Genomic DNA, 14,428 nt, shown 5'->3' with positions numbered 1-14,428 from the left:
GCGGGAGGGGGAGAGAGGTCAGGCGACCTTGATGCGGAACTGCGCCACCGCGGATTCACCCGGCGCGACCTCGCGGTAACCGCCGCGCCGCAGCGCATCCGTCGCGGCAGCCATCGGCTCGAAGCACACGACGTCGTCGTCACCGGGGGCGTAGACCTGCGCCGCGGTGAAGCCCTCGTCGAAGTGGACGTCGATACGGCGGCCACCACCGGAGAGCGAGAAGACCGAACCGGGCGCGACCTCGTCGTAGCCGTCGTCGATGAACTTGTCGCCCAACACTTCTGTGGACGCGGGCCGCTGCTCGACCCGGCCGGTGGGGATGCCCCAGGCGTTCACCGGCTGGTAGCGCATCGCCGGTGTCTCGATCTGCCACTGCGCGCGCGGCACCCCCGGCAGTTGGAAGTACGGGTGGAATCCGAAGCACAACGGCACCCGGGACCCGGTGGTCGCGGTGACCGTGGTCTTGACCGTGAGCGTGCGGTCGCTCAGCGTGATCTCCAGCCGCAGCAGGTGCGGGAATGGGAACGTCGCCAGCAGCGCCGGCCGAGCCGCGAAGTCCAGTTCGGCGCACAGCTTCGACTCCGTCTGCTCGGTGACCGTCCAGTCGCGGTAGCCGCCCAACGTGCCGTGGATCGGCACCCCGTGCTGATCGGTGCGCACTCCGCCGGTGCCGGGCGTCAGCGTCACCACCGCGCCGTCGACGCCGTAACCGTTGCTGCTCAGCCGGTTGGCCCACGGGTAGAGGATCGGGATGCCCATGGTCTTGTGGTTCGAGACGTACGCCTGCAGTCCGCGTCGCTGGCCGAGCAGCTCGACCCCGTCGTCGGACAGCGAGGTGGCCACCATGCCGGCGACCGGAACGTAGGTCGCCGTCAACGGAGATGACGGGTCGCGCAGCGTGACGGTCTCGAACTCGTCCATGACGTCCGATCCTGCCACGGAACGGCCCTCAGTTGGCCAGCGGATCGTGGCGGATGCGTTCGGCAGGCGCACCTTTGGCCACCAGCGCCGCCTTGGTGCTCGTCACCATCTGTGGTCCGCCGCAGATCAGGATCTGCCGGTCGCCCCAGCTGCCGTACTGCGTGACCACCTCGGGCAGCGTCCCGATCTGGCGGACGTGCAGCCCCCGCGGCGGGGTGACGTCGGGGTACTCGCGAGCCCAGGGCGGGTCGAAGTTCAGCTCACTGACGGGCGTGACCGACAGCCACGGGTTGGTCGACGCGATCTCCCACAGCGTGCACAGGTCATAGAGCTCGCACGGGTATTTGGCGCCGAAGAACAGGTGCACCCGCGGGTTCTCGGTGTACCGGGTCATGTCCATGATGAGCGCGCGCAGTGGCGCGAGGCCGGTGCGTCCGGCGACCATCAGCACGTCGCCGTCGTCGCGGTCGACGTCCAAGGCTCCGTGCGGGTTGGCCAGGCGCCACCGATCGCCCGGCTGGGTTTCGCCGACGATGGCCGTACTGACCATTCCGCCCGGCACCGAGCGGACGTGGAACTCGACGTAGCCCGCCGGATCGGCGGGGATCGACGGGCTCAGATAGCGCCACCGTCGCGGCCACTGCGGAACCTGCACCGGCACGTACTGGCCGGCGTGATAGTTCAGCGGGTGGTCCATCTTCAGTCGGATCACCGAGACGTCCCGGCTCACCCGCAGATGCTCGAGGACCGTCCCGTCGCAGAACGGCGGCGTGGTCTCCGCGTCCGCGGCGCCGCTCATCACCCCGGTGATCAGTGTGACGACGTCGGTGACGGCTTCGGCGAGGCGGCGGTCCCAGTACTCGGCGAGCGCCGAACGCAGGCTGCCCAGCATGGCGTCCTGCAGGGTGGCGTAGTGCTGCTGCGTCACACCGTATTTGCGATGGTCGCGGCCGAGTTGCGCGAGGAAACCGACGGGTTCCTCGGCGCGCTGGGCGATCAGTTCGTCACACAGCCACGACAGCGCGTGGGCGAAGGCCTTGCGCTGGGTGGCCATGTCCGGTGGGAAGAGGTCCCGCGCAGACAGGTCCGCGGCGAACCAGCGGGTGTACATGTCGGCGATCAGCGTGTCAGCTCCCGATGCGGGGTCGAGCGCATCGCGCAGGATGCGCATCGACTCCTTGTCTTCGAGACCCACGCGCAGATACTAGGTCACCGCGAGCGGGAGTCGGCGGTTCGAAGGGCGGCGACTCCGATCAATGCGATGCCGGCCACAGCCCAGCAGCTCAACACGAGGATCGACGTCGGGGCACCGAGGCCGCCGAATGCGGCCGCAGACCGCAGCAGCGTGGCGGTCGCACCTTGGGGCAGCAGCTGGCCGAGGTCACCCCAACCGGCGGGCAGCATCTCCGGTGCGCTGGTCAGGCCGGACAGCGGGTTGCCGACCAGGACCGCCAGCAGCGCCCCTGCGGCGAGCCCGAGACGCCCGAACACCGCACCGAGTCCCAGCAGGAACAACAGCGCCGCAGCGATGCCGAGCGCCAGTGCCGCCGTCACGGCCCAGAAGTTCTGGTCGAACGAGCCCAACACGAAACGCAGCAGCGCAGCCAGGGTGACGGCGCCGACGACGGCGAAGGCGACCGCGCTGCCCAGCTGCAGGACGTGCCGCCCCGGCAGGGCCAGCAGGAGGGCGACGGCCGGCAGGATGCCGGCGAGTGTGATCGGCAGCGCCGAGGCGGCCAGCCCGGCGCCGCGCGGATCGTCGGCGGTCGGCGGGGCGACGTCCTCGATGGGCACCGGGGCGCCGAGCTCGGCGCCGATCCTGGTGCCGAGCTGTGTGAGGAGCTGAGCCACGGCGGGGCTGGCGCCCGTGGCGATCAGCATCGTCGGCGTCGCACCCGGACGGTCGGGCAGCACGAGGCCGCCGTAGGCCTCGCGGTCGGCGATGGCGTCGCGCAGCGCTTCCTCGCCGGGGAAATAGGACAGCGCGAACGCGCCGGGCGCCTTCTGCTCGAGCATCTGCGCGACCTGACCCCCGGCAGCCTGCGGGCCGGCCGCGCCGATGGGCACGTCGTGCGGGCCGGATCGGGCGGCGGGCAGTGCGAACGCAATCGCGACCAGCGCGATCAGCACGGTCAGGACGCCGACGACGGCGGCGGCGCGCACCCCGGGCGCGTGTGCCGCGGCGGGAGTGCGGTGTTGGGTGGCGGTCATGGCGACCTCTTTTCATTGGGCGTTGAATTAACGGCTGAACTGAGAGTAAGCCGTCACGTGGAAGTTTTCAACGACTATTGAAATGTTAGGGTCAGCGTATGCCGTCAGCAGGGAAAACGGAGAAGCGTCGGGGGCGCCGGCAGGGGGTACCGGTGTCCCGCGAGGCGGTGCTGGCCGCGGCGCAGAAGCGCTTCGCGCAGGACGGATACGACAAGACCACGCTGCGGGCGATCGCCCGCGACGCGCACGTCGACCCGTCGATGGTGCTCTACCTGTTCGGCTCCAAGGAGCAGCTGTTCCGCGACTCGCTGAGCCTGATCATCAACCCCGAGGTGCTGGTCGCCGCACTGACCGGTGCCGACGGGGACGAGCCCGACATCGGGACCCGCATGGTGCGCACCTACCTCGGCATCTGGGAGGCGTCCGAGAGCGCGGCCACCATGCGCGCGATGCTCGCCTCGGCGACGTCGAACGACCATGCCCGCGACGCGTTTCGCAGCTTCATGCGCAACTACGTGCTGACCGCGGTGTCCGGTGTGCTCGGCGGCGACGAGCAGGCCCGGCTGCGGGCGACGCTGGCGGCCAGCAGCCTGGTGGGTACCGCGATGCTGCGCTACCTGATCGGGGTGCCGCCGTTGTCGGAGTTGGCGACCGAGGATGTCGTGCGGCTGGTGGCGCCGACGGTCACCCGCTACCTGACCGCCGACGCGGCCGAGCTCGGCCTGCCTGACCTATAGCGCGTGAATTCCCTTGTACAACACCAACAAGCCGATGACCACGAGGATGGCGGCGACCAGCGCGGCGTGCTGACGCTCCATCCACGCGCGGAGCCGGTCGAGGACGTCATCGAGACGACCGCGCGACAGCGCGGCCGCCAGGATCGGCACGGCGACAGTGCAACCCGCGACCGCCACGAACCACGCCACCGCGCCCCAGATCGCCGGTGAGGTGATGCCGGCCGAACCGATCGCCAGACCCGCTGCCGTGCAGAGGAACAACACCTTCGGGTTGACCACCGTCAGCGCGGCGGCGGTCACGGCCGCCTTGGCCGGTGTGAGCCTGCTCATCCGGGACATCCAGGCCGGCATGTGCTCGGAACTCTTGCGCTTGACCCAGCGGTAGATCCCCAGCGCGATCAGCGCGGAACCGACCACTATCCGCAGCCAGGACGCCCAGCCGGGCGGGTGCTCGCCGACGCCGCCGATGAGGTTGGACGCCGCGAGGAACGCGCTGGTCAACGCGGTCAGTCCCACCAGCCAGCCGAAGAGGAACGCCAGACCCGTCGGTGCCGGGCGCGGACTGTGCAACACCAGCACCGCAGGAATGATCGTCAGCGGCGACAACGCGATGACCAATCCCAGCGGTATCAGCTCGGTCAGAATCGATCCCCAGGTACCCGACACGCGGAAAACCTAGCAGGGGGACCGGTTTCAGTCAGTCATTGCGGATGTTCTCGCGAAGCGTCCGGCCGGGATAGGCCGTGCGGTAACGTCCGCGGCGCTGCAACTCAGGGACGACGAGATCGACGAACTCCTCGAAACATCCTGGCGTGTAGGTGGCCAGCAGCATGAAACCGTCGGCACCCCCGTCGTCGAGGAACACCTCCAGCTGATCGGCCACCGTCGACGGGGTCCCGATCACCTGGGGCATCGAGAACCGGAACGCGTAGGTGTCCGCCGCCTCGGCCACCGTGACCTGTCCGCCGGCGCCGCTGGCGACCAGCGCATCCTTGACCCCCTGAATGCCCGGAACGGCAACCTCGTCGAGCGGCGTGGCCGGATCGACGGTCGAGAAGTCCACCCCCAACTGCCCCGACAACATCGCCAGCGACGCTTCCGGTCGTAACAGCGATCGCAGGAACTCGGCCTTCTCGTGGGCCTGGCCCTCGGTCTCGCCGATGATGACCTGCGCGCCGTAGTAGAGCTTGACCGACTCCGGGTCGCGTCCGGCCGCTGTCACCCGCGCCCGCATGTCGTCGGAATAGGCGCGCATCGTGGTCACCGTGGGTTGTATCGCGAAGATCGCCTCCGCTGTGGACGCGGCGAACTGTCGGCCGGGCTCGCTGGCGCCGGCCTGCCACAGGACTGGACGACCCTGCGGGGACGGAGCGACGAAATGCCGCGCCCGACAACGGAAGTACCTGCCCTCGAAGACGACCTCGCCGATCTTCTCGGGATGAGCGTAGATTCCGGTCTCGCGGTCGGCGACCACCGCGTCGGGCTGCCACGAGTCCCACAGTTGGCAGCACAGGTCCACGTACTCCGCGATGCGCTCATACCGTACGGCGCGGTCCGGCATCTCCTGCCCGTACGCTGCGAACTCCGACGGCGAGTACGAGCCGACGATGTTCCACGCGACCCGCCCGCCGGAGAGGTGGTCGAAGGTCGAGAGCCGCCGCGCCATCGAGTACGGATGCTCGAATGCCGTGGACAGTGTCAGTCCCACTCCGAGATGCGTTGTGGCCCCGGTGATGATCGGCGTCAGCGCCGCCGGCTCGTGCGTCGGCGCCTGCACCGCATACCGCACAGTGGCATCGGAGCTGTCCTCGAATGAGTTGTACGGGGCCAGCTCGTCAGCCAGGAACACCGCGTCGAACAGGCCGCGCTCCAGAGTGCGGGCCAGATGCTCCCAGTAGGGCGGGGACGCGTAGTCCCAACCGATCTTGTCCTGCGGGTGTCGCCACATGCCCACGGAATGACTGCTCACCCCGTGCTGCATGAACGCCAGGAAATGGGCTGCGCGGCGGGTCTTTCGGTGCGCCAAGAGCTCAGTACTCCTGCAGGCTTTCGCGCAGGGTGGTGCCGGGGTAGCGGGTGCGGAAGCGGCCGCGGCGTTGCAGTTCGGGGACCAGCAGTTCGGTCATGTCGTTGAAGCATCCCGGGGTGTCGGTGGCCAGCATCATGAAGCCGTTGCAGCCGCCCTCGTCGAGGTACTGCTCCATCTGGTCGGCCACATCGGCGGGGGTGCCCACGGCCACGGGTGCGCCCATGGACACGCCGTAGATTTGTGCGGCTTCGCGCACGGTGACCGGGGCGCCGTCCTTGGCTTCCAGGATGGCGTCGAACAGGCCGCGGATGCCTTGGACGTCGGCGTCGACGACGTTGTCGTCGAGTCCGAGGGTGGAGAAGTCGAAACCGGTGTGCCCCGAAAGGATTCCGAGGGCGCTTTCGATCTGGACGTTCTCGACGAACTCGGCGTAGCGGTCGTTGGCGCGGGACTTGTCGCGGTCGATGACGGTCTGCAGGCCGTAGATGAGTTTGACCGATTCGGGGTCGCGGCCGTGGTCGTCGGCGCGGGTGCGGATGTCCTCGGCGTAGGCGCGCATGCTCTTGGGAGTGGGGAAGATGCCGAACACCGATTCGGCGTGTTTGGAAGCGAAGTCACGGCCCTGTTCGGAGGACCCGGCCTGCCAGAACACGGGGCGTTTCTGCGGGGAGGGAGCCACGAAGTGGCGGCCTTTGGATTTGAAGAACTCGCCCTGGAAGTCGATCTCGCGGACTTTGGTCGGGTCGGCGAAGACGCCGTTCTCCCGGTCGTAGACGATGGCGTCGTCGTCCCAGGAGTCCCAGAGCTGGTAGAGGATCTGCATGTATTCCTCGACCACTTCGTAGCGTTTGTCGCGCGGGGTCAGGTTGTCTTTGCCCATCGCCTGGAACTCGCTCTTGGAGTACGAGGTGACGATGTTCCAGCCCACCCGGCCGTTGGTGAGGTGATCGAGCGTCGAGAGGTGCCGGGCCATCATGTACGGCGGCACGAACGACGTCGACAACGTGATGCCGATGCCGAGATGCTTGGTGAACGCCCCGATGATCGGCACCAACGTGGCCGGTTCGTGCACCGGGCACTGCCCGGCGTACTTGACCACCGGATCCGAGCTGCCCTTGTAGGTGGTGTACGGCGCCAGCTCGTCGGCGATGAACATCGCATCGAACAGGCCGCGTTCCATGGTGCGGCCCAGATCGCGCCAGAACTCCGGGCGCGACCAGTGATAGCCGACCTTGTCGCGCGGGTGCGCCCACATCGTCGACGCATGGTTCATCACACCGTGCTGGACAAACCCCAGCAGATGAGCTTTCTTCTTCACGATCTTGGTCACGCTTGCACTTTCCGGTCGATGAGGAACGCCGATACCACCGCTACTGCCGAGCCGACCGCGAGAACCGCGGGCAGATACCAGAACACCGGGCTCACCCCCAGCAGCACGATCACCGTCGTCGAGGTCACCACCGCACCGAGCGCCTTCCAGGTGAACGAACGGGTGTCGTCCTCGAGGCCGGTGATGTCGATCTCCCCGGCCGCTTCGGATTCGTTCGGCGTCAACAGATCTCGTCGCACCCGGAAGAACGCCTGCACGCCCAGGGTCACGTAGGCCGCGGCGACCACGACGCCGGCCACGACGGCGAGCCAGAACGCGGTCATCGGACCGGATCCGGTTCCGCAGTCGGGGCGACGAGAGGAACGTCGCGTCCGGTCAGTACTTCGCCCCGGCTCTTGAGCGAGCCGTAGTCGAAGCGCTGGTTGGACAGCAGACTGATACCGACTGCAGCCACGAGAGAAATCGCCTCCAAGGTGATGATGCCGGGGAGTTCGCCGACGAACTCACGGACGGGATAGCCGATGGCGATGGCCAGCACGAGGCTCGCCACGAACGCCGTCGAGGTCATTCGTTTCCAGAAGATGGCCAGGCCCAACGGGATGATCAACGCAGCCTTGAGGAAGTACACGGTGTTCACCAGATCGACATAGTCGATGCCGGAGCTGACCACGATGCCACCGACCACCCCGGCGACCAGGATCGAGGCTTTGGTGTAGCGGAACAACGACTTCGGTGCGATGTCGCGCTTCGCGCGCTTGAGGATGTCGACAGCCACAACCGACGACAGCGCCGAGAACGCACCGTCGATCGACGAGTAGCAGGCGTTGAGGATGATCAGTACGTAAAGCGCGATCAAGACGATCGGCAGACCGAGGTGGCTGATGACGTACGGTCCGATACCTCCGGGCCCTGCAGCCCCGAGATCGCCGACCGTGACCCCGAATCCGAGACCGATCAGGCCGAGCAGACCCAGCACGATCGGGATCGGATAGAACCACATGCCGGCCCAGACGAAGGTGCGGCCCGCGGTCGCCGGCTTGAGCGCCCACGCCTTCTGCCAGAACGTCTGGTCGGCCATCGTCGAGGCCAGCAGGCCCAGTGCCAGCGAGATCCCGAACGCCGCCGCGGCCTGACCGTCGAACGCGTCGAGCGTATTCACCCCTGCTGCATCGACTTTCTGGAAGACCAGGGCCGGTCCACCGACCTTCTGCAGCACGTAGAGCACCACGATTGCCGCGGGCACCGTGATGAGCAGGGTGTTGAACGTCGCGGTGATCGCCGACGTCCACAACCCGCCGAAGTAGGAGTAGACGGTGACGGTCGCCAGCGTCACGATCAGCACCACCGTGGGGTTGATGCCGAAGATCACGCCCATCACCAGGACCACACCGAACAGGTTGATGAAGATCTCGGCGAGCAGGCCGAGCAGCATCGCGACCAGCATCACCGTGGTGGCGGGCTTGTTCTGGAAGCGCTCGCGGATGAACTCGACGATCGTGTAGCCGGCCGGCATCTGGCGGCGCAGGCGCAGCGCGAACGGCACCATCACCATGACCGCAAGGCCATTGGGCACCACGAACCAGAGCAAGCCCGACGTGCCGAACGTGAAGGCCTGTGCCGAGGACATCATCACCGCCATCGACCACGTCCACACCGCGATCACCGAGCCGACCCCGAAGCCGAAACCGATGCGCCTGTCGGCGATGACGAAATCGTGGGTGTTCTTCACCATCGAGCGGACGGTGAAAGCGACCACGAACATGAATGCGCCCAACCCCAACATCAGGGCGAACCCGAGGCCGGGCGACAGATCCGACGGGTGGAACACGAGTACTCCTCGGCGAGGGAAAGCGCCATGACGGGCCGGGGCAGCGGCCCGGCCGGGCGGGTGGAGGGAGGGGCGCGCGCGAAAGCAGCGCTCCCGCCACAGGGCGTGGCTACGTCATCTTGTGCGGACTGATTGCGCACGCAAAGGGTTCAGCTCAGCCTGAGTGCAACTCTCCCGGCGCGGCGGCTAGGTTCCGTCGAACCGGTTCTGGCCCAGACTCTCGACGAATCGCGGGCCGGCGAGGTCGAGTTCGCGGCGGTAGTCGTCGGCCCACGTGCCGAACGGGTGGTACGCCAGGTACTCGTTGCGGAAACGGTCGTCCTCGGACACCTCGGTGCGGCAGAACGACGGGATCGGCAGGTCGACCACCGGCCCGTTGCGTTCCACCTCGGCCAACACCAGCGGCGCGTTGCCGGCCAGGAAGCGATCGATGATCCAGCCGTCCTCGCCGAGCCAGACCGACGAACGGACCTTGAGTACGACGTGCTCGGCGCGCGCGACGATCTGTCCGGCCACGAGCGGATCGATCTCGCGTTCGGCCTCGTAGCGGGTGCCGCCGGCGGCCGGACCTTTCGCCGTCATGGTGCCGATGGTGTCGTCGCCGAGTGCGGCGACCAGCTCAGCGGGGCTGCCTTGGAGGTCGGCAGGGGCCGGGCCCTGCAGCCGCACCCGGACGGCGTAGCCGTCGGCGGCGAACAGATAGGCCTGCGCGATCAGGGACGGGCTGGGGTCGGACGCGGCGACGGCGGGCATGTCGCCGACGAAGAACTTTCGTTCGAACTCGAAGTCGCCGAAGCCGGAATCGGACATGCCGGGGTCGGACATAGGAGGACGTTAACCCGGTTACCCATGGAAATACGGTCATGGCGTTCGTGTCCGCCCGGCGTGGTCTGGTAAAAATGACCAGACTTGAGCGGAACACACTCAACCTTGACTGCGTTGAGTAAGGCGACAAGCATTTTTCGAAGGGCGGCTCAGCGTCCTTCGGCAAGAACGAAAGGAAGCTGTCGTGGACTCGTTCAACCCGACGACCAAGACTCAGGCGGCATTGACGTCGGCGCTGCAGGCCGCGGCGGCCGCGGGCAACCCGCAAATCACCCCCGCGCATCTGTTGATGGCCCTGCTGACGCAGAACGACGGCATCGCCGCGCCGCTGCTCGAGGCCGTCGGCGTCGACCCCTCGACCATTCGCGGCGAGACCCAACGGCTGCTCGACCGGCTGCCCAGCGCCACCGGCGCCAGCACGCAGCCGCAGCTGTCGCGGGAGGCGCTGTCGGCCATGACCGCGGCCCAGCACCTGGCCACCGAGATGGACGACGAATACGTCTCCACCGAACACGTAATGGTGGGCTTGGCCAGCAATGACACCGACGTCGCCAAGGTCCTGACCGGCCACGGAGCGTCACCGCAGGCGCTGCGCGAGGCCTTCGTGAAGGTGCGCGGCAGCGCGCGCGTCACCAGCCCCGACCCCGAAGGCAGCTACCAGGCGCTGGAGAAGTACTCCACCGATCTGACCGCGCGGGCCCGCGAGGGCAAGCTCGACCCGGTCATCGGTCGCGACACCGAGATCCGCCGCGTGGTGCAGGTGTTGAGTCGTCGCACCAAGAACAACCCGGTGCTCATCGGTGAGCCCGGCGTCGGCAAGACCGCGATCGTCGAGGGCCTGGCCCAGCGCATCGTCGCCGGCGACGTGCCGGAAAGCCTGCGCGACAAGACGGTCGTGTCCCTGGACCTCGGGTCGATGGTCGCCGGCGCCAAGTACCGCGGCGAGTTCGAAGAACGCCTCAAGGCCGTGCTGGACGACATCAAGAACTCAGCCGGCCAGATCATCACGTTCATCGACGAGTTGCACACCATCGTCGGCGCCGGCGCGACCGGTGAGTCGGCGATGGACGCGGGCAACATGATCAAGCCGATGCTGGCCCGCGGTGAGCTGCGGCTGGTCGGTGCGACCACGCTCGACGAATACCGCAAGTACATCGAGAAGGACGCCGCCCTGGAGCGCCGCTTCCAGCAGGTGCTCGTCGGTGAGCCCTCGGTCGAGGACACCGTCGGCATCCTGCGTGGCCTCAAGGAGCGCTACGAGGTGCACCACGGTGTGCGGATCACCGACTCCGCGCTGGTCTCCGCGGCGACGCTGTCCGACCGCTACATCACCTCCCGGTTCCTGCCGGACAAGGCGATCGACCTGGTCGACGAGGCCGCGTCACGGCTGCGCATGGAGATCGACTCCCGGCCCGTCGAGATCGACGAGGTCGAGCGGCTGGTCCGCCGTCTCGAGATCGAGGAGATGGCGCTGTCCAAGGAAGAGGACGAGGCCTCCAAGGAGCGGCTGGACAAGCTGCGCGGCGAGCTGGCCGACTACAAGGAGAAACTCTCGGAGCTCACGACCCGGTGGCAGAACGAGAAGAGCGCCATCGAAAGTGTGCGTGAGCTCAAGGAACAGCTCGAGTCGCTGCGCGGCGAGGCCGATCGCGCCGAACGCGACGGCAACTACGAACGCGTGGCCGAGCTGCGGTACGGGCGCATTCCCGAGGTGGAGAAGAAGCTCGAGGCCGCGCTGCCGCACGCTGAGGCGCGTGAGGACGTGATGCTCAAGGAAGAGGTCGGTCCCGACGACATCGCCGAGGTGGTGTCGGCGTGGACCGGGATCCCCGCCGGTCGCATGCTCGAAGGCGAGACCGCCAAGCTGCTCCGCATGGAGGACGAGCTGGGCAAGCGCGTCGTCGGGCAGCGGCGCGCGGTGACCGCGGTCTCCGACGCCGTCCGCCGCAGCCGCGCCGGGGTGGCCGACCCGAACCGGCCCACGGGCTCGTTCATGTTCCTGGGCCCGACGGGTGTCGGTAAGACCGAGCTGGCCAAGGCGCTGGCGGAGTTCCTGTTCGACGACGAGCGCGCGATGGTGCGCATCGACATGAGCGAGTACGGCGAGAAGCACTCGGTGGCTCGCCTGGTCGGTGCTCCTCCGGGCTACATCGGTTATGACCAGGGCGGTCAGCTGACCGAGGCGGTGCGGCGGCGTCCGTACACGGTGATCCTGTTCGACGAGATCGAGAAGGCCCACCCGGACGTGTTCGACGTGCTGCTGCAGGTCCTCGACGAGGGCCGGCTGACCGACGGTCAGGGCCGCACGGTGGACTTCCGCAACACCATCTTGATCTTGACCTCGAACCTCGGTGCCGGTGGCAGCGAGGAACAGGTGATGGCGGCGGTGCGCTCGGCGTTCAAGCCCGAGTTCATCAACCGGCTCGACGACGTCATCATCTTCGACGGCCTGAACCCCGAGGAGCTGGTGTCGATCGTCGACATCCAGCTCGAGCAGCTGGCCAAGCGCCTGGCGCAGCGCCGACTGACCTTGGAGGTGTCGTTGCCGGCGAAGAAGTGGCTGGGTCAGCGCGGGTTCGACCCGCTCTACGGCGCGCGTCCGCTGCGCCGGTTGATCCAGCAGGCCATCGGCGACCAGCTGGCCAAGATGCTGCTGGCCGGAGACGTGCACGACGGTGACATCGTGCCTGTCAATTTGAGTGCGGACGGCGACTCGCTGGTGCTGGGATGAGCGCTTGCTGATCAGCCCCGCCGAGCCCCGCCGAGCAGACGCGGAGGCCCCCATTCTCTGGCGAGATTGGGGGCTTTCGCGGACTGTCCCCAGCTTCGCGAGGGCCCCACGCGCCTGGGAGTGGAGCTAGATACCGTCTTGTGACCGGCTCGAGTTCTGGAGATTGCCGTACCTGCAAGTAGGCTAGGGCGCAATGGTTCCGCTTTGGTTCACGCTGTCCGCACTCTGCTTCGTGGGTGCGGCGGTGTTGTTGTACGTCGACCACGACCGTCGGCGAGGTCTCGGCCGTCGCCGCAAGTCGTGGGCCAAGTCGCACGGTTTCGACTACGAGCAGGAGTCCACCGACATCCTCAAGCGCTGGAAGCGCGGCGTGATGTCCACCGTGGGCGACGTGACGGCACGCAACGTCGTGCTCGGCCAGATCCGTGGCGAAGCGGTCTTCATCTTCGACCTCGACGACGTGGCCACCGTCATTGCCCTGCACCGCAAGGTCGGCACCAACGTCGTGGTGGACATGCGGCTCAAAGGCATCAAGGAGCCCCGCGAGAGCGACATCTGGCTGCTGGGTGCGATCGGCCCGCGCATGGTCTACTCCACCAACCTCGACGCCGCCCGCCGGGCCTGCGACCGCCGCATGGTGACGTTCGCCCACACCGCGCCCGACTGCGCCGAGATCATGTGGAACGAGCAGAACTGGACGCTGGTCAGCATGCCGATCACCAGCACCCGCGCGCAGTGGGACGAAGGTCTGCGCACGGTCCGCCAGTTCAACGACCTGCTGCGGGTACTGCCCCCGGTGCCGTCCAGCGCCGCGGCGCCCGTCGCCCGCCGCAGCGGATCGCCCAGCCGTCCGCTGACAGGCGCGCCGGCCATGCCGGCCGGTCGCGGCGAGGGACCTCCGCCGGGGCCCCCTCCTCCCCCTCCGCCCCCGAACTACGGGCCGCCGCGTCCTGATCCCGGCCGCCGCGCGCCGCAGCCGCCCGGTGGGCGGCAGTCCCCTAACTATCAGCGATAGATATCCTGACGGGCATGTCCCGCCCCGTCGCCCTGATCACCGGACCGACGTCCGGGCTGGGTGAGGGGTTCGCGCGCCGCTACGCCGCCGACGGCCACGACCTGGTGCTCGTTGCCCGTGACGCCGACCGTCTCGACCGCCTGGCCACCGAACTGCGCACGCGCCATGGCGTGGCCGCCGAGGTGCTGGCCGCCGACCTCGCGGTGGACGCCGACCGGCAGACGGTGGCCGACCGGCTGCGCGACGGCGTGAGCGTCCTGGTCAACAACGCCGGCTTCGGCACCTCCGGTGAATTCTGGTCCGCCGACTATGCGCTGCTGCAGAAGCAGCTCGACGTCAACGTCACCGCGGTCATGCAGCTGACCCACGCGGCGCTGCCCGCGATGCTGGCCGCGGGGAGGGGCACCGTGCTGAACGTGGCCAGCGTGGCGGGTCTGCTGCCCGGCCGCGGGTCGACCTACTCGGCGTCCAAGGCGTGGGTGGTGGCCTTCTCGGAGGGGCTGGCCAACGGTCTGACCGGTACCGGCGTCGGGATCCACGCGCTGTGCCCGGGTTTCGTGCACACCGAGTTCCACCAGCGCGCCGGCATCGACATGGCCGGAACGCCGTCGGTGCTGTGGCTCGAAGTCGACGACGTGGTCCGCGAGACGATGGCCGGTGTGGCCGGCGGCAAGGTCGTCATCATCCCGGGTGTGCAGTACAAGGTGTTGACCACCGCCGGACGTATGGTGCCGCGAAACCTGGTGCGCGCGTTGACCAAAGTCGTGGGCAAGGGCCGTGACCGAACCTGAGATCCGGTGC

Annotated in this window: 13 protein-coding genes; 4 read left to right on the top strand and 9 right to left on the bottom strand. The window is 67.9% G+C overall.

Going from position 1 to position 14,428, the window contains the following annotated elements; translation table 11 throughout:
• Positions 1–18 precede the first annotated feature (18 nt).
• From ACQI46_RS03775 to ACQI46_RS03765, 3 genes are read right to left on the bottom strand one after another with little or no spacing between them, the layout of a single operon-like run.
• A complete protein-coding gene (locus ACQI46_RS03775; RefSeq protein WP_427092577.1) occupies positions 19–921 on the bottom strand; it encodes an aldose 1-epimerase in 903 nt (300 codons plus the stop codon).
• A 28-nt stretch (positions 922–949) separates the two neighbouring features.
• Positions 950–2,116 (bottom strand): FAD-binding oxidoreductase, encoded by a 1,167-nt coding sequence (locus ACQI46_RS03770; RefSeq protein WP_427092576.1) that lies wholly within the window; start codon positions 2,114–2,116, stop codon positions 950–952.
• A gap of 14 nt (positions 2,117–2,130) precedes the next feature.
• A complete protein-coding gene (locus ACQI46_RS03765) occupies positions 2,131–3,132 on the bottom strand; it encodes an ABC transporter permease (protein WP_427092575.1) in 1,002 nt (333 codons plus the stop codon).
• A 98-nt stretch (positions 3,133–3,230) separates the two neighbouring features.
• On the opposite strand from ACQI46_RS03765, the gene ACQI46_RS03760 reads away from it, so the two are divergent.
• Positions 3,231–3,869 (top strand): TetR family transcriptional regulator, encoded by a 639-nt coding sequence (locus ACQI46_RS03760; RefSeq protein ID WP_427092574.1) that lies wholly within the window; start codon positions 3,231–3,233, stop codon positions 3,867–3,869.
• Here the strand turns inward: ACQI46_RS03760 and ACQI46_RS03755 are convergent.
• From ACQI46_RS03755 to ACQI46_RS03730, 6 genes are all read right to left on the bottom strand, one after another.
• On the bottom strand, positions 3,864–4,535 hold the full coding sequence (locus ACQI46_RS03755; RefSeq protein WP_427092573.1) for a GAP family protein: 672 nt from the start codon (positions 4,533–4,535) through the stop codon (positions 3,864–3,866). The genes ACQI46_RS03760 and ACQI46_RS03755 overlap by 6 nt on opposite strands.
• A 31-nt stretch (positions 4,536–4,566) precedes the next feature.
• Positions 4,567–5,850 carry an LLM class flavin-dependent oxidoreductase gene (locus ACQI46_RS03750; RefSeq protein WP_427092804.1) on the bottom strand — a complete coding sequence of 428 codons (1,284 nt, stop codon included), beginning with the start codon at positions 5,848–5,850 and terminating at the stop codon, positions 4,567–4,569.
• A gap of 49 nt (positions 5,851–5,899) precedes the next feature.
• The gene (locus tag ACQI46_RS03745) at positions 5,900–7,219 is read right to left on the bottom strand and encodes an LLM class flavin-dependent oxidoreductase (protein ID WP_427092803.1); all 1,320 of its coding nucleotides are present in this window, start codon (positions 7,217–7,219) and stop codon (positions 5,900–5,902) included.
• A 5-nt stretch (positions 7,220–7,224) separates the two neighbouring features.
• Positions 7,225–7,551, bottom strand: coding sequence for a hypothetical protein (locus ACQI46_RS03740; protein WP_427092572.1), 327 nt, complete (start codon positions 7,549–7,551; stop codon positions 7,225–7,227).
• Positions 7,548–9,056 (bottom strand): sodium:solute symporter family protein, encoded by a 1,509-nt coding sequence (locus tag ACQI46_RS03735; protein ID WP_427092571.1) that lies wholly within the window; start codon positions 9,054–9,056, stop codon positions 7,548–7,550. Before ACQI46_RS03735 ends, ACQI46_RS03740 begins: the two co-directional genes overlap by 4 nt.
• Before the next feature lie 186 nt (positions 9,057–9,242).
• Positions 9,243–9,866: a hypothetical protein gene (locus tag ACQI46_RS03730; RefSeq protein WP_427092802.1), complete on the bottom strand. Its 624-nt coding sequence runs from the start codon at positions 9,864–9,866 to the stop codon at positions 9,243–9,245.
• Positions 9,867–10,065: 199 nt separating this feature from the next.
• Here ACQI46_RS03730 and clpB point away from each other — a divergent pair, with 199 nt between their 5' ends.
• From clpB to ACQI46_RS03715, 3 genes are all read left to right on the top strand, one after another.
• A complete protein-coding gene (clpB, locus tag ACQI46_RS03725; RefSeq protein ID WP_427092570.1) occupies positions 10,066–12,612 on the top strand; it encodes an ATP-dependent chaperone ClpB in 2,547 nt (848 codons plus the stop codon).
• Positions 12,613–12,805: 193 nt separating this feature from the next.
• The gene (ttfA, locus tag ACQI46_RS03720; RefSeq protein ID WP_427092569.1) at positions 12,806–13,627 is read left to right on the top strand and encodes a trehalose monomycolate transport factor TtfA; all 822 of its coding nucleotides are present in this window, start codon (positions 12,806–12,808) and stop codon (positions 13,625–13,627) included.
• Between the two features lie 14 nt (positions 13,628–13,641).
• A complete protein-coding gene (locus ACQI46_RS03715; RefSeq protein WP_427092568.1) occupies positions 13,642–14,418 on the top strand; it encodes an SDR family NAD(P)-dependent oxidoreductase in 777 nt (258 codons plus the stop codon).
• Positions 14,419–14,428 lie beyond the last annotated feature (10 nt).

Source organism: Mycobacterium sp. SMC-4 (genome assembly GCF_050205565.1).
Lineage (GTDB): Bacteria > Actinomycetota > Actinomycetes > Mycobacteriales > Mycobacteriaceae > Mycobacterium.
This window is presented reverse-complemented; position numbering and strand designations above follow the sequence as displayed.